Source organism: Amycolatopsis sp. TNS106, from assembly GCF_019330265.1.
GTDB lineage: Bacteria > Actinomycetota > Actinomycetes > Mycobacteriales > Pseudonocardiaceae > Amycolatopsis > Amycolatopsis lurida.
This window is the reverse complement of sequence record NZ_CP024972.1, coordinates 500,688-519,952: the sequence shown is the minus strand read 5'-3', so window position 1 is coordinate 519,952 and position 19,265 is coordinate 500,688. Positions and strand designations below refer to the sequence as shown.

19 protein-coding genes are annotated in these 19,265 nt (G+C 69.0%); 6 read left to right on the top strand and 13 right to left on the bottom strand.

Annotation, left to right across the window (positions count from 1 at the left end):
• Positions 1–35 precede the first annotated feature (35 nt).
• The gene (locus CVV72_RS02575) at positions 36–338 is read left to right on the top strand and encodes a DUF6506 family protein (RefSeq protein ID WP_219150862.1); all 303 of its coding nucleotides are present in this window, start codon (positions 36–38) and stop codon (positions 336–338) included.
• Here CVV72_RS02575 and CVV72_RS02570 read toward each other — a convergent pair.
• On the bottom strand, positions 335–814 hold the full coding sequence (locus CVV72_RS02570) for a MarR family winged helix-turn-helix transcriptional regulator (RefSeq protein WP_219150861.1): 480 nt from the start codon (positions 812–814) through the stop codon (positions 335–337). The two genes, CVV72_RS02575 and CVV72_RS02570, sit on opposite strands and share 4 nt — an antisense overlap.
• Positions 815–896: 82 nt before the next feature.
• Between CVV72_RS02570 and CVV72_RS02565 the strand changes: the two genes are divergently transcribed.
• Entirely contained in the window at positions 897–1,538 is a 642-nt protein-coding gene (locus tag CVV72_RS02565) for an FMN-dependent NADH-azoreductase (RefSeq protein WP_219150860.1), read from the top strand.
• Between the two features lie 50 nt (positions 1,539–1,588).
• Here the strand turns inward: CVV72_RS02565 and CVV72_RS02560 are convergent, their stop codons facing one another.
• The 10 genes from CVV72_RS02560 to CVV72_RS02515 all read right to left on the bottom strand — a co-directional run bounded on the left by CVV72_RS02560 (position 1,589) and on the right by CVV72_RS02515 (position 15,138).
• A complete protein-coding gene (locus CVV72_RS02560) occupies positions 1,589–4,723 on the bottom strand; it encodes a TIM-barrel domain-containing protein (RefSeq protein ID WP_255632474.1) in 3,135 nt (1,044 codons plus the stop codon).
• A gap of 450 nt (positions 4,724–5,173) precedes the next feature.
• Positions 5,174–5,959 (bottom strand): DeoR/GlpR family DNA-binding transcription regulator, encoded by a 786-nt coding sequence (locus CVV72_RS02555; RefSeq protein ID WP_034316006.1) that lies wholly within the window; start codon positions 5,957–5,959, stop codon positions 5,174–5,176.
• A 126-nt stretch (positions 5,960–6,085) separates the two neighbouring features.
• Positions 6,086–7,942 (bottom strand): DUF5107 domain-containing protein, encoded by a 1,857-nt coding sequence (locus tag CVV72_RS02550; RefSeq protein WP_219150859.1) that lies wholly within the window; start codon positions 7,940–7,942, stop codon positions 6,086–6,088.
• Positions 7,939–9,006 (bottom strand): ABC transporter ATP-binding protein, encoded by a 1,068-nt coding sequence (locus CVV72_RS02545; RefSeq protein WP_219150858.1) that lies wholly within the window; start codon positions 9,004–9,006, stop codon positions 7,939–7,941. The genes CVV72_RS02550 and CVV72_RS02545 overlap by 4 nt, the downstream gene beginning before the upstream one ends.
• Positions 9,007–9,012: 6 nt before the next feature.
• Positions 9,013–9,942, bottom strand: coding sequence for a carbohydrate ABC transporter permease (locus CVV72_RS02540; protein ID WP_125682212.1), 930 nt, complete (start codon positions 9,940–9,942; stop codon positions 9,013–9,015).
• A 10-nt stretch (positions 9,943–9,952) separates the two neighbouring features.
• Complete coding sequence (locus CVV72_RS02535) at positions 9,953–10,912, bottom strand: carbohydrate ABC transporter permease (protein WP_219150857.1); 960 nt, start codon at positions 10,910–10,912, stop codon at positions 9,953–9,955.
• Positions 10,912–12,312: an ABC transporter substrate-binding protein gene (locus CVV72_RS02530; RefSeq protein WP_219150856.1), complete on the bottom strand. Its 1,401-nt coding sequence runs from the start codon at positions 12,310–12,312 to the stop codon at positions 10,912–10,914. The genes CVV72_RS02535 and CVV72_RS02530 overlap by 1 nt, the downstream gene beginning before the upstream one ends.
• A gap of 81 nt (positions 12,313–12,393) precedes the next feature.
• Complete coding sequence (locus CVV72_RS02525) at positions 12,394–13,275, bottom strand: class II fructose-bisphosphate aldolase (protein WP_219150855.1); 882 nt, start codon at positions 13,273–13,275, stop codon at positions 12,394–12,396.
• 10 nt (positions 13,276–13,285) lie between these two features.
• Positions 13,286–14,176, bottom strand: coding sequence for a 1-phosphofructokinase family hexose kinase (locus CVV72_RS02520; RefSeq protein WP_219150854.1), 891 nt, complete (start codon positions 14,174–14,176; stop codon positions 13,286–13,288).
• Between the two features lie 80 nt (positions 14,177–14,256).
• Positions 14,257–15,138: an SIS domain-containing protein gene (locus CVV72_RS02515; protein ID WP_219150853.1), complete on the bottom strand. Its 882-nt coding sequence runs from the start codon at positions 15,136–15,138 to the stop codon at positions 14,257–14,259.
• 141 nt (positions 15,139–15,279) lie between these two features.
• Here CVV72_RS02515 and CVV72_RS02510 point away from each other — a divergent pair, with 141 nt between their 5' ends.
• Positions 15,280–16,146: a cobalamin-binding protein gene (locus CVV72_RS02510; protein ID WP_219150852.1), complete on the top strand. Its 867-nt coding sequence runs from the start codon at positions 15,280–15,282 to the stop codon at positions 16,144–16,146.
• On the opposite strand, the gene CVV72_RS02505 is transcribed toward CVV72_RS02510, so the two are convergent.
• Complete coding sequence (locus CVV72_RS02505) at positions 16,115–16,294, bottom strand: hypothetical protein (RefSeq protein ID WP_219150851.1); 180 nt, start codon at positions 16,292–16,294, stop codon at positions 16,115–16,117. The genes CVV72_RS02510 and CVV72_RS02505 overlap by 32 nt on opposite strands.
• Positions 16,295–16,411: 117 nt before the next feature.
• On the opposite strand from CVV72_RS02505, the gene CVV72_RS02500 reads away from it, so the two are divergent.
• From CVV72_RS02500 to CVV72_RS02490, 3 genes are all read left to right on the top strand, one after another.
• Complete coding sequence (locus CVV72_RS02500; RefSeq protein ID WP_219150850.1) at positions 16,412–16,885, top strand: carboxymuconolactone decarboxylase family protein; 474 nt, start codon at positions 16,412–16,414, stop codon at positions 16,883–16,885.
• A gap of 100 nt (positions 16,886–16,985) precedes the next feature.
• The gene (locus CVV72_RS02495) at positions 16,986–17,438 is read left to right on the top strand and encodes a MoaF C-terminal domain-containing protein (protein WP_219150849.1); all 453 of its coding nucleotides are present in this window, start codon (positions 16,986–16,988) and stop codon (positions 17,436–17,438) included.
• Positions 17,439–17,699: 261 nt separating this feature from the next.
• A complete protein-coding gene (locus CVV72_RS02490; protein WP_255632472.1) occupies positions 17,700–18,983 on the top strand; it encodes an APC family permease in 1,284 nt (427 codons plus the stop codon).
• Here CVV72_RS02490 and CVV72_RS02485 read toward each other — a convergent pair.
• Positions 18,947–19,165 carry a hypothetical protein gene (locus tag CVV72_RS02485; RefSeq protein WP_219150848.1) on the bottom strand — a complete coding sequence of 73 codons (219 nt, stop codon included), beginning with the start codon at positions 19,163–19,165 and terminating at the stop codon, positions 18,947–18,949. The two genes, CVV72_RS02490 and CVV72_RS02485, sit on opposite strands and share 37 nt — an antisense overlap.
• Positions 19,166–19,265 lie beyond the last annotated feature (100 nt).

Below are 19,265 nucleotides of genomic sequence, written 5' to 3'. Positions count from 1 at the left end.
TACCTCACGGTGATCGAGAACGAAGGAGAATCGTCATGCGACAGTGGGGTTTCGTGTACTTGGCCGAGGGCTGCGACCCGGCGCGGGACGTGTCCCGTGTGGACACCGGGCGGTGCCTGACGGTGCTGATCGGGGTCGGCCGCGTGGACCAGGTCGTCGCCGCGGCCCGGCGGCTGGTCGACGAAGGGGCGCAGCTGATCGAGTTGTGCGGCGCGTTCGGTCCCGTGTGGACGGCCCGGGTGATCGACGCGGTGGGAAGCGAGGTCCCGGTCGGAGGCGTCCTGTACGGCGCCGAGGCCACCAAGCAGCTTCACGACCTGTTCGGCCTCGGCGGCTAGCAGTTTTCGACGTGTGCGGCGTCGACGCAGGCGGCGGGCTCGGCGTGGCCCGCCGCCTGGTACAGCAGGGTGTACAGCGTCTCGCGCTGATCCTTGTCGAGCGCGCCGAGTACCTCGTCTTCGACCGCGGCGAGGGCGAACTCGGCCTTGACGAGCTGCTTCAGTCCGACATCGGTGAGTTCGACGATGTGGCGGCGCCGGTCCGCCGGTGACCGCCGGCGCTCGATCAGGTTCGCGGACTCGAGGTCGTTCAACAGCCCGACGACGTTCGTGCTGTCCATCTCCAGCGTCTTGGCGAGGTCCTGCTGCGAGCAGCCGCCGAGGTCACGCAGCACGGTCAGCGCGACGAGGTGCCGTGGCCGCAGGCCGAGCGGGGTCAGGACGGACTCGCTGCGCAGCCGGATCCGGCGGGTGACGTGGTCGAGCAGCGCGCCGCAGCGGTGCGGGGGCTGGTTCACGACCGGGAGTTCGGGCACCCGTCAAGTGTACGTTCCCCATGATGGTCGCCACAGCATCAATGGTTTGCGTTACACAAACTATCTGTGCAAGATAGTAGGCATGACGCACCTGCTGCACATCGACTCGAGCATCACGGGCGAGCACTCGATCAGCCGCCGCCTCACCGCGCGTGCCGCCGCGGCCTGGCGCGCCGCGCATCCGGAAGGCACGGTCACCTACCGCGACCTGGGCAACCACCCGGTACCGCATCTGGACGCGGCGGCCAACGCGGCCAAGGCGACCCCGCCGGAGCAGCACACCCCGGAGCAGGCCGCGGCCTGGCGGCTCATCAAGGAGCTCGTCGACGAGGTGAAGGCGGCCGACACGATCCTGCTGGGCCTGCCGCTGTACAACTTCGGCCCGCCGAGCACGGTCAAGGCCTGGGTGGACCACCTGATCGCGCCGGGACTGTCGGTCAACATGGAGACCAGGGAAGGCCTGCTCAGCGGCCGTGACTTCATCGTCGTGACCGCACGCGGCGGCGGTTACGGAGAAGGCACCCCACGCGAGGGCTGGGACCACGCGCAGGCGTGGATCCCGCACGGTATCTCGTTGACCGGCCTCGAACCGCGCTTCGTCACCGCCGAGCTGACCATGGCGATGGTCAATCCGGCGATGGCGGACCTCATCCCGCTGGCCGAAGCCAGCCAGGCCGAGGCCGAACGCGCCATCGACGCGCTGTGGACGCCCGTCGCGGCTTGACTCGTGAGTGGTAAGGACGGTTCTAACCGTCCTTACCACTCACGAGGCGCTCAGCCGATGCCCGCCGCGAAGACGTGCATCGCGGTGTTCGACGGCAAGGTCACCGCGACGACCTCCTTCCCCGCGGTCAGCGGGACGGAGTTCGCGAACACCCGGTACGGCGTGGTCGGGTACGCGGCCCCCGTGCGGGTGTTCTTGCCCAGCACGGTCGCCACCGTGGTCGCGCCGTACTGGGCCGGATCGGCGCAGCACCAGTTGGGGAATCCGAGTTCGGCCCGGCTGGTGCTGCCATCGGCGTAGCGGACGACCACCGTGCCCTTCGCCGTGCCCGTACCGGTTCCCGCCAGCACCAGCTTGGCGCCCGTACCCCGCACCGCGATCGTCTGACCGGACGCGAGCACGTTGTCCTTCTGCCCGCTACCGGTCACGGGCCAGGTCAGCTGAGCACCGAGTGCGGAGAAGCCCGCGCCGGGCTTGAGACCTGCCTCGGCGAGCCCTTCCGCCCGGAAACTGCTGCCGCCGCCATCGAGATCACCCACCGCGACGTGGGCCGCGTCGGTGACGCCGACGTTGCCGTAGGCCGCGGCCAGCGAAGCATGCGGCACGGTGACCGTCACCGAGTCGGTGACCCGGTGCTCGCCGAGCCGCGCCTGGTACGACGCCGACGCGGTGAGCTGGTAGTCGTCCGGCTTGATCCCCGCGTCCGGCGTCACCTTCACCGGGACCTGGACGGTCTTGCCGGGCATCACCAGTCGCGGCCCGGCGGGCACCTCGACTCGGAAACCCTTGGCAGGCAGGGAGAAGGAGACGTCCCGGACCGGCAGCGGCGTGCCGTTGGTGAAGCTCAGCGTGCCCGTCGCGGTCTGCCCCGGACCGGCGACCGCCGGCACGGAGAGGGCGACCGAACCGTCGCGGTCTTCGGGGAAGATCCCGCCGACCGCGCTCGTGCCGAACAGCCGGACGTCCTGACGATCACCGGCACCGATCTTGCCGGTCTTGACCCGGACGACCCCACCGGTGGCCGGGTCGAACCACCAGCCCGACGGTGCGGCGTCCAGTTCGGCTTTGCTGCCGTACTGCCGCAGGATCGAAGTGCCGGCCAGTACCGTCGCGGGCTTGCTTCCCGTGTGGACGGTCAGCTGGTAGTTCCGCGACGCGGGCTTCCCGGTGTAGGAACCGGAACTGGCGCCGATCCCAACCGTCACCGTGCCCAGGCCGGACGTCGGCGCGTCGACTGTGAACGTCTGCTTCGCCTGGTCGCCGTTCTTGTAGGCGCGAGTCACGCCGTCGTCCTCCGTGAGCGTGAAGGCACCCTTGCCCTGCGGATAGACGTCGAGGTCGAGCACGCCCTTGTCCCTGGTCTGCCACGACTTCGTGCCTTCGGCCCACATCGGTACCACGGCCCCGGCGCGGACGAACAGCGGCAGCGTGTCGAGCGGCGCGTCGTAACCGTCCACAGTGGTCGGTCCGGTGTAGGTCTTGCCGCTCCAGTAGTCGACCCAGGTGCCCTTCGGCAGGTAGATGCCGTTGCGGACGGTCGAGTTCTCGTACACCGGCGCGACCAGGAAGTCCTTGCCGGAGAGGAACTCGTACTTCGCCTTCTCGCCCCAGACGTTCGGGTCGTCCGGGTACTCGAGCGCCAGCGGGCGGACCTGCCCGACGCCGGTCTTGTGCGCCTCCACCGAATGGCTGTAGGTGTAGGGCAGCAGCCGCTCCTTGAGCAGCAGGTACTTGCGGTTGATCGAGGTGTACGGCTCGCCGTAGCGCCACGGCTGCTTGTCCGACGCGGCCCAGCCGTCCATCGTCATCGAGACCGGCAGGAACGCCTTCCACTGCAGGTCGCGGACGTAGGTCTGCGGGCTGCCGCCGAAGATGCCGTCGATGTCGCCGGTGTTGTACGCCATGCCGGACGTCGTGGCGCCGGCGTAGGTCGGGATCTGCCATTTGATGTAGTCGTACGAACCGGCCTGGTCGCCGCTCCACAGCACGCCACAGCGTTGCGCGCCCGCCCAGCTGACCGGCGTCCAGACGAAACCGCGCGCGTCGCTGTTGTCCTCGATGCCCTTGTACGCGGTGTCGCAGGCGTCCAGCGCGAACTCGTACCCCGGGCCGACCCACGCGACGTCGAGTTTGCGGACCCGGACGCCGGCCTTGACCTCCTCGACCTGGTTCGGCACGCCGTTCTCGGTCCACAGCCCGAGCTGCATGTTGTTCTTGCGGAGGCCTTCACCGGTCTGCTGGAGGTTTTCGTACCCGCAGCCGTATCCGTCGTTGACGAGCATCCAGCCGTTGGGCATGCCGTGCTCGGTGTAGCCCTCCGCGACCTTGACCGCGTCCAGCGTGTGCCGCTCACCACGGTTGGCGTTGTGCAGGTAGCAGTCGGCGTCACCGTGTTCGAGACCGTAGAGCGGTGGCAGGAAAGGCTTCCCGACCAGATCGGTGTAGCCGGTGATGACGTCCTTGAGCCCATCGCCGACGACGTACGTCGCGTCGAAGCGGCGCTCGTCGTGCGTGGTGCGCACCGGCTCGGTGAAGGCGTAGGTGCCCTGCGCAAAGGTGTTGCGCAGCACGCCGTATCCGGCTGTGGAGGCGTAGAACGGCTGCGAGTTCGGGGCTCCGCCGTCGTTCCAGTTGTAGTCGGCGAAGATCCGGATCGTCTGGTCACGGTGGCTGAAGCGGCCGTTCTGCTCGCCGCCGCCCACGAACTGCTCGGTCGCCGTCCGGGCGAGGGTCTGCGTGGTCTGCTTGCCGGTCCACGACAGCGGCGCAGACTCCTCCCAGAGCCGCTTGCGGTCCGCGCCGTCGTACAACGCGAGCCGCAGCGGGTGCTTGTACGCCCGCAGCGTCGCCTTGCCCGTGGAAATCGCCCAGTAGTCCCCCTTGTCCGTCCTTTTCGGCGTGACCGGGGCACCGGTACGCGGCAGCACGATCTTGCTTCCGGCCGGATCGGTGAACGTGCCGTCCGGCGCCAGCCAGACCCGGACGGCGCCTTCGGCCGGGAAGCCGACGCGCACCGCGGCACTTCCCGACTTCAGCGTGACCGTGGGGCCTTCGGCGGAGATCCCGGTCAGATCGCCCAGCTTGCCGGACGACGCCGCGGCCGGATCCGCGTGGGCGGCGACCGGGGAAAGCCCGAGTAAGGCCACTGCGGCCAAACAACTCAGGGATTGCGCAACTCTGCTCATTCGAGACACCTTTCGCGCATGAATACGCAAGATGTTCCCTGTATAGCGCACGGTTCGCGCAAAGTCATCCGCCGAAGCGGTGCTGCCGACTTTCGTCGGGCCGCCCGAAGATCCTTATGTCACAAAGAGTGCCCCTGTCGGCGGCGCCCACAGGAGCAGACTCGGTCAAGAGGCCTGGATCCGAACCGTCCACAAGGGACTCGAATCAAGGGCGCAGTGCCCAATTAGGGCGATTTGCACGTCTTCGCGAGGGGGTCGTGAGTGTTTTGGGTTGTTCTAACCCTCTTTACCACTCACGACCCCGCGCGGAACCGGGCATACGTGCATCAAGTGGACATTCCGTCGCCAAGAAGTGTCCCTTGTGGACACTTTCGGCAGTTGCCCGCCCTGTCAGTGTTCAGAACCAGGTCCGCGCTATCTCGACAGGAAAGGGGGCCTTCACGGACTTGGTCAGACGGCTTGGACCTCGACGCCGGCGGCCTCGAAGGCCCGCAGCACCTTCGGATCGGCGTTGGAGTCGGTGACCAGGGCGTGCACCTGCGGGGTCGCGCAAATCCGCGCGAACGCGCGACGGCCCAGCTTCGAACCGTCGGCGACCGCGACGACGCGTTCCGCCCGCTCGACCATCAGCCGGTTGATACTCGCCTCGCCCTCGTGATGCGCGAAGGCCCCTGCGTCGGCGTCGAACGCGTCGACGCCGAGGAACAGCAGGTCGATCGTCAGTTCACTGAGCACGCGCGTCGCCAGCGGACCACTGAGCTCGAACGACTGCGGACGCGCGACCCCGCCGGTGACCACGATCTTCACATGCGGCCGGACCGCGAGTTCGTGCGCGATGTTCAGCGCGTTGGTGACCACGGTCAGCCCCGGCGAATCACGGAGACCGGCCAGATCGGACCGCGTCGCCAGCGACCGCGCGACCCCGGCCGTCGTCGTCCCGCCGTTGAGGCCCACCACCATGCCCTGCGCGACGAGCGCCGCCGCGGCGACGCTGATCCGCTGCTTTTCGGGCACGTGCCGCGCGGTCTTGTACCGCAACGGCAGGTCGTAGGCGAGATCGTTGGCCACCGCGCCACCTCGGGTGCGGGTGAGCAGCTGCTGCTCCGCCAGGTGATCGAGGTCGCGCCGGATCGTGGCCGCGGAGACGTTCAGCTCCTCGGCCACGTCCTCGACGTCGATCTTTTCCCGCTGCCCCAGCAGGTCCAGCAGGGTGCTCAGCCGTTCGTGCCGGGCCATCGGCGCCACTCCTAGCTCGCTGCGGCCTATCGCGCATGACGTTGCGCTGTTGGCCACTGTTTCGAGCAGTATGCTGCATCGCGGTTGTCCGCCGCGAGCGGCACGCCGGTCGAGTGGCCCGGCCGGTCACTTCATCCGGAAGTCGTGCTGTTCCGGCAGCGGTTCCCCGGAGACCGCCGCCCAAATGTCCGACAAAGACGTTTCCCCTTCCCTGATGTTCGCGACCTCGAAACCCGTGTCGTACACGGCCTTGGCCCCGGCGGCGTCGCCGAGGGCCAGCCGGGTGCGGGCGGTCAGCAGGGCGATCCGTCCCTCCACCGGCAGCCCGGCCAGCAGCTCGCCCGCTTCGTCCGGGAGGCCGGCGGCGAGTTGCGCCGCGATGGCCTCGACGACCAGAGGACGCAGTGACGGCACGAGGGCGACCGCCCGCCGGTACAGCCATGCGGCCTCGTGCCCGGCCGTGACGACCGCGAGATTCCGCAGTGCCCAAGGGTTCTCGGCCGCCGAGACGGACTCGCGCCAGGCTCCGACAGCGTCCGAATGCCGTCCGGCGGCCCAGTGGGCGACACCTCGGTGGTACCAGGTGAGCCAGTTCTTCGGCGCGTACTCCAGGATGTCCGCCCAGTACCGGTTCACCAGCGTCGGCGGCGGCACCGCGAGCGGATCACCGTCCGGTGGCGTCCCGTCGAGCAACGCGAGCCACGGCTCCTGGTCCCGCCCGAGCGACTCGTCCGGGAACGGCGTGCCGGGCAGGCACATCGGCGCGCGCCGGTTTTCCAGCGCTCCCCAGCCGGAGCCGGTGGACAGGAAGGATTCCGGCGTGACGTCGGCGATCTTCCGCCAGGCACCGAGATACTCGTCCAGAGACTCCGCCGACGGCAGTCCGGTGGCGACGGCTTCGCGAGCAGCCGCCCAGTCGTCCCCGTGCGCCGTCGCCGGATCGACGGTGACCGGACCGTAAGCCTCCAGCCAGTCCCAGCTCTCCCCCGGCGGCAAGCGCAGATGCTCCAGCTGGGTGCGGGCCAGCCCGGCCTGGATTTCCAGGTAGCCGCCGGCGCCGGGAGCCAGCCACTCCTGCCAGCGGCGTCCACCGGTGGATTCACCCCACAGGAACAGCTTCCGGCCGCGCAGGCGGCCGGTGGACAGCTGGGCCAGCCCCGTCCCGTCGGCCTCGACGGCGGCGACCCACGGCCTTCCGGTCACTTCGAAGAAGTAGTCCGCCGCGGCTTCGGCGCGGGCTGGATAGGTCAGCTCGCCCGGCACGTCGACCAGGTCGAGCCGCCCCGAATAGCCGTAGTGCCACGCCTGGGTCGCGGGCGCCAGCACCCGGGTGCCTTCGTTCTGCGGCACCGCGATATTCGACCACCAGTACACCGGGACGTCGTGGGGATGCGGGTTCCGCACCCGCACGGCCACGAGCAGGTGCTCCGAGCCGTCGGGCAGCCAGAAGTCGATCTGGTACGGCAGGTCGCGAGTGCGTTCCCACTCCCACAGCCGCAGCACCGGCGTGCCGTCCGGCCCCTCGATCTCCGCGGCGAACATCGGCTCGCAGGTCAGCGTCGTATGCCCGGTACTCCCGAGATTCCATTCGACACCGCCCGCGAACCACGCGTCCCGCAGGGCGAGGTTCGCCGGCTGGAACACCGGATTGCGATAGAGCAGCTCGCGGCCGGACGGCTTGTGGACCAGCGAGTACAGCCGTCCGCCCAGCGACGGCAGCACGGTGGCGCGGAGTTCTTCGTTCTCCAGCACCAGCGCCGGAAGCTCGCGTTCCGTGCGCTCGCGGGTGTAGCCGTCCTGCAGCAGACACGGCAGCGGCGTGTCCAGACGGCCGTAGCCGATGTTCTCCGCCAGCTCCGGTGGCAGCTCGTCCACATTGGACACCTTGGCCACCGCTTCGGGTTTCCGAAGAGGCGGCAAGGGGTTCTCCAGCCCCAGCTCGGCGGCCGGGAGCACCAGCCCGGTGCGGTACAGGCGGGTCATGCGTCCGGGAGCCGATCGCCGGTGGCGGCGTCGAACAGGTGCACCGCGCCCGGTTGCGGCGTCAGGGTGATCGGCTCGCCGCGCTGCCACGGGGCCATGCCCGGGGTGCGGACCGTCAGCACGCGATCGCCGTCCCGGCAGTAGAGATACTGGTCGCTGCCCAGTTCCTCGACGACCTCGACGACGGCCTCGAAACCGCCGTCCCCGATCGTCCAGCCCTCGGGCCGGACGCCGACGACGATGCCGGGACCGGTCAGCGCCGAACGCTGTGCCGGGGTCAGCGGCAGCCGCGTGCCGCCTGCGACGGCGCCGTCGGTGTCCACAGTGGTCTCCAGGAGGTTCATCGCGGGCGAGCCGATGAACCCGGCGACGAACACGTTGACCGGCTTCGCGAACAGCCCGACCGGAGTGTCGCACTGCTGCAGGATCCCGTCCTTCAGCACGGCGACCCGATCGCCCATGGTCATCGCCTCGACCTGGTCGTGCGTGACGTAGAGCGTCGTGATGCCCAGCCGCCGCTGCAGGGACGCGATCTGGGTCCGCGTCTGCACCCGGAGCTTCGCGTCCAGATTGGACAGTGGCTCGTCCATCAGGAACACGCTGGGCTCCCGCACGATCGCCCGCCCCATCGCGACGCGCTGCCGCTGCCCGCCGGACAGATTCGCGGGTTTGCGGTCCAGGTACTCGGTCAGGTCGAGCACCGCCGCGGCCTCGCGCACCTTGCGTTCGCGTTCGGCCTTGGCCATCTTCGCCAGCTTCAGGTGGAAGCCGATGTTCTCCCCCACCGTCATATGCGGGTAGAGCGCGTAGTTCTGGAACACCATGGCGATGTCCCGGTCCTTCGGCGGGAGTTCGGTGACGTCGCGGTCGCCGATGTGGATGGTGCCGTCGTCGACGCCTTCCAGCCCGGCGAGCATCCGCAGCGTGGTCGACTTCCCGCAGCCGGACGGGCCGACCAGCACCAGGAATTCGCCGTCGGCGACCTCCAGGTCGAGGCCGTCGACCGCGGGGCGTTCCACGCCGGCGTAGAACCGCGTGGTGTCGGAGAAGGTCACGGTGGCCATCAGGTCCTACTTTCCGGCGCCGAGGGTCAGGCCGGTGATGATCCGGCGGGCGAGCACGAGGTAGAGCACGAGCATCGGGAGCACGACGATCGCCACCCCGGCGATCAGGCCGCCGTACTCCGACTGGTAGCTCGCGGCCCCGTAGAAGGTGAAGAGCGCGCGGGACAGCGTGAAATGCGCCTGGTCCTTGAGGAACACGATCGCCAGCAGCGTCTCGTTCCACAGGCCGATGGCGTTCAGCGTCAGCGCGGTGATCATCCCGCCGCGGGTCAGCGGCAGCATGACCGAGAAGAACGTGCGCGTCGGAGACGCACCGTCGAGCGCGGCCGCCTCCTCCAGTTCGTCCGGCAGCGACCGGAAGAACCCCGTCATGAGGAACACCGTGAACGGGATCGACAGCGCCACGTACAGCACGAACAGGCCGTACTCGTTGTCCAGGTGCACTTTGCTGAGCACCACGAACAGCGGGATGATCACGGTCTGGAACGGCACGCCCATCCCGATCGCGACGACGTTCGTCATCGGGCCGGCACCGCGGACACCGAGCCTGGTCAGGGCATACGCGCAGGGCGCGGAGACGGCGACGGTCACGACCGTCGCCAGCCCGACCAGGAGCACGGTGGTCAGCACGGCCTGCCCGAACCCGGCGTTGTTCCAGGCGTAGATGAAGTTCCGGAACGGCTTGCCGACATGGAACCACTGGTACGGCAGGGCGAACGGCTTGGTGAAGATCTCCACCGGCGTCTTGAACGACGCCGTGAGCAGCCAGTACAGCACCAGGATGTTGCCCGCGGTGAACAGCCACACGATGGTGGAACCCAGTACCCGCAACGGGCTGAACCGTTTGGAGCCGGGCGCCGGACGCGGTTTGCGTGGCGGCTTGCGCACCGGTTTCGGCGACGGGCGCGCAGGCGCCTCGACGTCGGTGACGGACATGTGATCTCCCTCAGAACTGGATCGCGTCACGGCGCATCAACCGGCGGAGCAGGACCACGAGCACGGACACCAGCGCGATCATCGCCACCGCGCAGGCACACGCGGCACCGAAGTCCGGGGTGCCGTTCGAGCCGAAGGTCCGGTCGAACACGTAGATCCCCAACGTCCACGCCTCGTTGGGCGGGGCGTAGGTGCCCGGACCGGCCAGCACGAACACCAGCTCGAAGATCTTGAGCGCGTTGATCGTCCACAGCACCCCGGCGACCCCGACGACGTCCCAGGTCATCGGCAGCGTGATGTTCTTGAACTTCTGCCACGGCGACGCGCCGCCCAGCTCGGCGTCCTCGTAGAGATACGGCGGGATGCGGTCGACCGCGGCCATCAGGATGGTGATGTAGAAACCGGAGCTGGCCCAGATCAGCGAAGCCGTCACCACACCGGTCACATTGGACGGTGCGAGGAACTTCGCCGCGTCCGCGCCGAGACTCTCCAGCACGTAGTTCGCCAGGCCCTGCTTCCCCGGCTGGTACTTGAAGACGAAGCCGAGGAACATGCCGAGCGCGACCGGCGCGACGATGTTCGGGAAGAACAGGATCGCGCGGACGATCTTGCCGCCCTTCATGTCCCGCAGCACCATCGTGAACAGGAACGCCAGCGCGAACGTGCCGATCCCGCCGAGGAACACGTAGATCAGCGTGTTGCGGAAGGCGTACTGGAACGAGTCGCTCGCCCACATCTGCGTATAGTTGGTGACGCCGTTCGGTTCCGGCGTGTCCCCCGCCCCGGCCCAGCTGGTGAAGCTCAGCACGACGGTCGCGATCGTCGGCAGGACCAGGAAGGCCAGGTACAGCACCAGCGCCGGCGCGGCAAACGGCCAGAACAGCCGTTTCTTGCGACCCAGGTGCGCCCCGGCCTTCACCGCCCGCACCGACGGCGCGGTCGGCCTCGGCGGCGTCGTGACCGTCGCCATCAGCCCTGGTTCTTCCAGAACTCGGCGCCCTTGGTGGCGAGCTGGTCCACGAACTGCTGCGGGGTGATCTGCCCCTTCAGCAGCGCGATGTCGGCGGGGTCGAAGACGTCGGTCTGCCATTTGCCGCCGGCGATACCGTCGATCCCGTCGTACTGCAGGACGTGCTCCTTCTTCGGGTCGTCCAGCGCGGCCTTGACCTGCTTGAGGTCGTCCGGCACGGCGAGGTCGGCACGCGGCACGAGGTTGTCGGCCACGATCGGGATCCCGGCGAGCAGGTCCTTGTTGAGGAAGTAGGCGATGAACGCCTTGGCCGCCTCGGGGTGCTTGGCCTTCTTGGTCACCGAGAAGCCGATCGACATCTGCTCGACGGTGTCGTGCGTGGCGCCTTCGGGCATGGGGAACTGGAAGGAGCCGTAGTTGATCTTCGTTCCGGCGCCCTGCTTGTCCAGGTACTCACGGGTCTCGCTCGGCGCCCAGCTGCCGACGTAGAGGAACCGGGAGTCGCCGTCCGCCCAGCGCTGCTGCACCTGCGGGAACTTCGCCGCGTCCCAGCCGTCGATGAAGTACTTGGGCAGCTTCGCGGTTTCGGTGGCCGCCTTGAGGAAACCGGGCTCGGTCTTCCACGCCTGGCCGGTCTTGTCGGTCGCGGCCTTGTAGAGCCCGCCCGCGCCGACGTACCGCTCGGCGAGCTGGGTGTAGAAGTACATGTTGTAGAACGGGATGTCGCCGTCGAGGCTGATGGCGGCCTTGCCGTCGGCCTTCGCCTTGTCGAACAGGCCGATCAGCTCGTCCATCGTCTTCGGCTGCTGGATGTCGCCTGCGGTGTCCTTGTTGAACCACCACGCGCTCGACTGGATCGTGTACGGGACCATGAAGTTGTGGCCCTCGCGGTCCTTGTTCTGCGGGAAGTCGTACGAGCTGGGCGAAAGCACGTCCTTGACGGTCTTGTCACCCTCGCCGACCTTCATCGCGAACACGTCGTCGACGCTCTGCGTGCCGCCCGGCGTCATGACCGCCGCGCCGACCTTGCTGACGTCCTGGTCGAACAGGTCCGGCACCGCGTCGGTGTTCAGCGCGGGCACCAGGTTCTGCGTGTAGGCCTTGCGGCCCAGCCACTGCACGTCGACCTTGACGCCGGTCTTCTCCTGGAAGCATTTGAAGGCCTTTTGGAGAACCTTGCCCTGCGGCTCGTCGGCCGTCCACATGGACCAGTACGTGAATTCCTTGTCCGTCACGGGTTTCACGCCCGCTTCCGGACAGGGCGCGTTGAGGAACTGGTCGACGCCCGGGAGCGCGTTCTCGCCGGTGCCACCGGCCGCGTCCCCGCCGCCGCATCCCGCGAGCAGGAGCGCCGCCCCTGCCATCGCTGATGTCACTGCCGTGAGCCTGCCTACCCGCATCCGCCACCACCTGGATCGAAGATCACACAAGTTCTGCTTGTTGTTGCGCAGTTTTGTGAGGTTTCGCGCACATGTCAACACTTAATCGCGCAAAGTCTGCTCAATCGTCACCTTGACCGGTTCAACATGATCAAGCTTGAGCACTCCCAGCAGCCGCCGCACCTCGACGGCGACCGCGGCGCGCCCGGCACCGAGGTACTTTCGCGGGTCCACGCGCTCCGGATGCGCGCGCCAGTCTTCCGCGGCGGCCGCGGTGAACACCTTGTTGAGCTGGGTGGCGATGTTGATCTTCGTCATCCCGGCCCGTACCGCCTCGGTCAGCCCCTCGTCCGGTACGCCGGACGAACCGTGCAGCACCAGCGGCACCGGCACGCGTTCCCGCAGGCGCGCGATCAGCTCGAAGTCCAGTGCGGCGTCACGGGTGAGCATGGCGTGCGAACTGCCCACCGCCACCGCGAGCGCGTCGACCCCGGTGGACGCGACGAACTCCGCCGCCTCGTCCGGATCGGTGCGCGCGCCGGGCGCGTGGACGCCGTCCTTGCCCCCGACCTCGCCGAGTTCGGCCTCGACCCAGACCCCGTGGTCATGGCAGTACGCGGCGACTTCCCTGGTCGTCCGCACGTTGTCGGTGTAGTCCAGTTTGGACGCGTCGAACATGACGGAGCCGAAGCCGAGCGCGACCGCCTCGCGGACGAGGTCGGCCGATTCGGCGTGGTCGAGGTGCACGGCGACCGGTGTGGCGGCGCTTCTCGCCGCGGCCAGCGCCGCCGCGCCCACCGGCGCCAGCGAGCCGTGGTACTTCACGGCGTTCTGGCTCAGCTGCACGATCACCGGCGCTTCGGCCGCGGCCGCGCCGTCGACGATGGCGGTGATGTGTTCGAGCTGGATCGCGTTGAACGCGCCGCAGCCGCGCCCGGCCGCCGCGGCGGCTCCGACGATCTCCCCGGTTCCCACCAGAGGCATGGCAGTTCTCCTAGTCCGGGCGGGCGCGCACGGCGACCAGCCCCTGTTCGGCTTGGTAGTGCGCGAGGTCGACGTCGCCCGCGAGCGGGCCGAGCACGGCCGCCCCGGACAACGCGACGGCCCGGCGCAGGATGTCCGGCCACGATTCGGCGCGGCTGAGCCCCAGCGCCAGCGCGGCGACGACGGCGTCACCCGCGCCGGTGGTGTTGCCGCGGAGCACAGTGGACGGTGCCGCGTGCCAGGTGCCGGATCCGGTCACCGCCAGGAGCCCCTCGGGCCCCAGCGAGACGACGACGGCGCCCGCCCCGGCCCTGCGGAGTTCGGCCGCGGCGGCCACCGGGTCCCGCAGGCCGGTGACCTCACGCAGCTCGTCCGCGTTCGGTTTGACCACGGACGGCTTCCCGGCCAGTCCGGCGAGCAGCGCCTCGCCGGAAGTGTCCAAGATGGACGGTGCGTCGCCGAAGAGCCCGGCGTATCCCCCGGCTCCGGGCGGCAGGCTGCCCGAACAGACGAGCACTTCCGGTTTCCGGGTTCTGACGGCCGACGCAAGCGCTTGCCATTCGTCCTCGGTGAGCCGTGGCCCCGGCTCGTTGAGCAACGTGACCGATCCGTCGCCCGCGAGGACCGTGGTGGTGCGCCGCGTTTCGCCGCCGATCGGGACGACACCCGCCGCGATACCCGCCGCCGCGAGATCACCCACGACGGCGGCTCCCGTCGAGCCACCCGCCGTGAAGACCGCCCGGACGTCGGCGCCGAGCGTGTGCAGCACGCGGGCGACGTTGACGCCCTTGCCGCCCGCCCGGTGTCGCACGTCCCGTACCCGGTGCACGTCACCGGGCCGCAGACCGTCCACTGTGTACGTGACGTCCAGCGCGGTGTTCGGCGTGACGGTGACGATCACGACGCGGCCCCATTCGCCTGTCGGTGAACCCGCGACCGCTGGTCCCTTTCCGAATACCTCACAGCTCCGCCAACGGGCTTTCAGGTCAGGACGACGGAACGGGTGAGGCTGCGGGGGTTGTCCGGGTCGAGTCCCTTGCGGGCGGCGATGACCCCGGCGACACGCTGCGCGCGGACCAGGTCCGCCAGCGGGTCCAGGCCGCTTTCGACGAACAGGCCGCCCGCGCGGGCGACGTCGCCGGCCAGCCCTTCCGGCGCCTGACCGAACATCCAGGTCACCCGGCCGGGCTCGCTGATGCTGATCGGCCCGTGCCGGTAGTCCCACGCCGGGTACGACTCGGTCCACAGCAGGCAGGCCTCGCGGAACTTGAGCGCGGCTTCGTTCGCGATGCCCACGGACCAGCCGGTGCCGAGGAAGCTGAACTGCTCCGCGGTGACCAGTTCGTCGGGCAACGGTTCGGCGAGTACGCGTTCGGCCTGGTCGGCCACCGCGGTCAGGTCCTCGCCGAGGTGGGCGCGCAGCATCGCCAGCGCCGTCGTGGCGAACCGGGTCTGCACGACCGAGCGTTCGTCCACCACGGAAAGGTCGACGATCGTGTCCGCGGCGGCCTCGATCTCGCGCGGCACGCCGGTGATCGCGATGGTCGGGACCTTGCCCCGCAGCTTCGCCAGCAAGGCGTGGACCTCGGTCGTCGTACCCGACCTGGTCAACGCCACGACGTGGTCGTAACCCCGGGCGGACGGGAACTCCGACGCGGCGAAGGCGTCGGTCTCACCGAGCCCGGCGGACTCGCGGAGGACGGCGTACGCCTGGCCGATGAACCACGAGGTGCCGCAGCCGACGATCGCGACCCGCGCGCCCGGCGGCGGCAACAGGTCACTGTTCGCCGAGGCCAGCGCGGCCGCTTCCCGCCAGCAGCCGGGCTGGCTCGCGATCTCCGCCGCCATGAAGGTCCCGCTCATGAACTCCCCATCCGTGCCAGTTGTGCGCAATAGCTGTCACGTTAGGTGCAGTTTTGTGCAACGTCAATGCTCTGTTAGCGCACTTTCACGCATTTGCTCCGCGCAGATGTGCAGAATGGGCTGGTCACCTACCGTGGACGGATGCGGATCGTCTCGCTGCTCCCCGCCGCGACCGACTTCGTCGCGGCTCTCGGCCTCCTGCCGTCACTGGCCGGCCGGACCCACGAATGCGACTGGCCACCCGGCGCGCTGGACGACGTCCCTGTGGTCACGAGCAGCACGATCGATCACGACGCGCTGTCGAGCCGGGAGATTTCGGCGGCCGTCGGCGGGGAGCATCGCGGGTCGGCTCTGTACTCACTGGACGCCACGCTGCTCGCGGCGGCCGAGCCCGACGTCGTCCTCACGCAGGATCTCTGCGACGTCTGCGCGGTCTCCTACCGGCAGGTGTCGGAGACCGTGCGCGCGATGGACGGCGACATCCGGGTGGTGAGCCTCGAACCGAGGACGCTCGGCGGCATCTTCACCTGCTTGGCCACGCTCGGCGACGTGCTGGGTGTCCCCGAACGCGCGGCCGCTGAGGCCCGTCTCCTCCAGGAGCGACTGGACGCGGTCCGCGCGCGGGGCGCGGGACGACCGCGGCCGAGGGTGGCGGCCATCGAATGGCTCGACCCGCTCTGGCCCGCCGGGCACTGGGTCCCGGAGCAGATCGAAGCCGCGGGCGGCGTCCCCCTGCTCGCCGCCGCGGGCGAACACACTCGGCCGATCACGTGGGACGCTGTCGTCGCGGCGCGTCCCGACGTGCTGCTGCTCATGCCCTGCGGGTTTCCGCCGGAGCGGACCGAGGCGGAACTGCATCTGCTGACCGGCCTGCCGGGCTGGGGCGACATCCCGGCCGTGCACGTCCTCGACGGACCCGCCTACTTCAACCGGCCCGGCCCGCGCGTGGTCGACGGCGCCGAAATCCTCGCGGATCTCATTCACGCCCCTTCGCCGCCCACAGATTGAAGCCGACGGCCACGGCCAGCACGGCGCACCAGATCGCCAGATAGCCCGGCGACCAATGCCGGAGCAGGGCGATCAGCCCCACGATCAGGCAGAGCCCGGTCCCGACGGCGGTGAACAGCGAGACGGCACTGGCCGGACGGTTGCCCATACCCGGCGGATACCCGTCGCCGGTCGGCGAATCCGCGTGACCGGCGTCACGCCGAAAGCTGTCACACCCTCTCGGTCCCGCTCGTCATGTGTGCAGAACCGACGGAGAGGAAAGATCATGGAACCGCGTATCAACCTGTTCGAGAACGACGTCATCGTCAAGTACGTCAAGCGTCTCGGCGCCGCGAACCGGCCGATCGAGGACTCCTCGCTGCCGCACGCGACCCAGGAACTGGTGAAGCTCCGCGCCAGCCAGATCAACGGCTGCGGCTTCTGCACCGACATGCACAGCAAGGACGCCGCGCATGCCGGCGAGACCTCGGTGCGGCTCAACCTGGTCGCCGCCTGGCGGGAAGCGAACGTGTTCACCGAGGCGGAGCGGGCGGCGTTGGCGCTCACCGAGGAGGGCACCCGCATCGCCGACGCCCACCACGGTGTCGGCGACGAGACCTGGGCGCAGGTCCGCAAGCACTACGACGACGAGCAGATCGGTGCCCTGATCGCGCTGATCGCCGCGATCAACGCGTACAACCGGCTCAACGTCATCGCCAGGACACCGGCGGGCGACTACCAGCCCGGCATGTTCGACTGATCCTCGCGTTCACCGACAACAGGGTCGCTTCGCCGGACAACGATCGAGGTGCGACGGGCTGCTAAACCTGCGGATACCAGCTACCCGGAGGTTTCAGCCCGTGCGACTCGACGTCCGTTTCTTCCCCGTGACCGGGACCCATCCGCTCAGCACCGACCTCGTCGGGCTGCGCGCGAACTTCCATTACGGCTCCGGGAACGTGCTGGAGCAGCACTACGCGGACCGGACGACGATGATCTGGACCGGCGTGTCCGGCGACTTCGCCGGCGTCCGGCAGAGAGAGGCGACACTGCGCGTCTTCGAAACCGGCCCGGCGCAGTATTTCGTCACCTGGTACGAAACCGGGACCGTCGCGACGGCCGCGCACGGCGAGATCTTCGACGGCGGCTATCCCATCGCGGTGATGGCCGACTTCGGCCGCTCGATCGCGACGGCGGCCTACACGAACCCTCGCGAGGACGGCGGGCAGTACTTTTTGGTCGACCAGGCGACCATCGAGATTCTGGAGAAGCCGCACGGGTGGCCTTCCTTTCCCGCGCCGCGCGAGTCTTGAGCGTTCTGTGGAAATACGGCGAACGTGGCGTAGGGGTGTCGCGAAAGCCACTTTCGGGACATCAGGCGTCGCGAAAGTGGCTTTCGCGACATGGGCGCCGGCGGTGAGATGGACGGCGCGGGAGGTCGTGAGTGGCCAGGGCCGAAGGCTCCCTTCACCCACCACCACACGTTCGCCTTAAGCCTCAATAACCGAACGCCGCTCTCCACCTGATCCCGCCGCCGAAGTTAACCGCAGGCGCGCGCCGGGTATCTGACGGTCATGAGCCGATCGACAGTCGAGCACTCGTCCCGGTCGAACACCCGGCATCTGACCGTGCCGCAGGGCGTCGCGCTGTACGTCGGCGCCGTCCTCGGCACCGGTCTGCTGGTACTGCCGGCGCTGGCGGCCAAGGCGGCGGGTCCGGCGTCCCTGATCGCCTTCCTGGTCCTGGTGCTGGTCTCCGCCCCGGTCGCGGCGACCTTCGGCGCGCTGGCGGGACGCCATCCGGACGCCGGGGGGCCGGCGACGTTCGCCCTGCGGGCGTTCGGCCCCAAGACCTCGGCCGTGACCGGATGGTGGTTCTATTTCGGCACCCTGGCGGGAATGCCCGCCGCCAGCGCGTTCGGCGCGGCCTACATCACCGAACTGGTCGGTGGCGGCCGGACGATGACGATGTTCCTGGCCGCCGTGCTGGTGCTCATCGCCATCGGGGTGAACCTTTTCGGCGTGCACCTGTCCGGCCGTGTGCAGTTGGTGCTCACCGGTTTCCTGGCCCTTCTCCTGGTCGGCGCCGTGGTGCTCGCGGCGCCGAAAGCGGACACGGCCAACCTTCAGCCGTTCGCGCCACACGGCTTCGCCGGTATCGCGACCGCGATCAGCCTGCTGGTGTGGGCCTTCATCGGGTGGGAGACCGTGACCCATCTGGCCCCCGATTTCCGGAATCCGCGGCGAGATCTGCCCTTGGCCACGGGAATCTCCATCGTCGTCATCGGCGTGCTCTATCTCGCCGTCGGCGGAATGACGATTCTCGTGCTCGGCCCGCGAGCCGGGGAAACCGAAGCGCCACTGGCCGCGTTGCTCGGCGAAGGGCTCGGTACCTCCGTCCGAGTGGTCGCCGCGGTGATCGCCGTCGTGGTCACCCTCGGGGTGCTCAACGTGTTCGTGGCGAGTATGGCGAAACTCGGCGCGGCGCTGGGCCGTGATGGCGCTCTGCCGCATTGGCTGGCCAAGGGCAGCCGATCGGGTGACGTTCCGAGGCGCAGTCTGCTCGTGGTGACCACCGGGACCGCGATCAGCTTCCTCGTCGCCATCCTCACCGGATTCGAACTGGAACAGGCGTTGCTCGCGGAGAACGCCTGCCTGATCGCGATCTACCTGGTGGCGATGGCCGCCGGGGTCCGGCTTCTGCCGTCCGGTGGCAAACAACGGTGGTTCGCGGTGATCGCGACGGTCCTGGTGTTCGGCGTGCTCCTGCTGGCGGGCTGGTACCTGTTGTTCGCGGCGACGCTCGCCGTGGGGGCACTGCTCTATCTGAAGTTCTCCAGTAGGCCCGCTGACGCCTGAGCGGACCGGGCCGCGGTCATCCCGGCGAGCCAGATGGCGCACCATCGCGCGATCCAATGCTCGCCTATTCCGGCCCACGCGGCCGATGCGCTGGCCGCGTCGGGGCCGGGGCATTCGGTGAGCAGGCCGGTCAGCCACGCCGGGACGTCACCGGCCGGCACGCGAGGTGCCGCGGCCAGCACGGCCGCGGCACCTCTTCTTCGGGACGGTATTTCACGCTCATGGGGCATGGCACTGACCCTTCCGTCGGATGTACCGGAAGCGTCACGCCGCATACCTGGT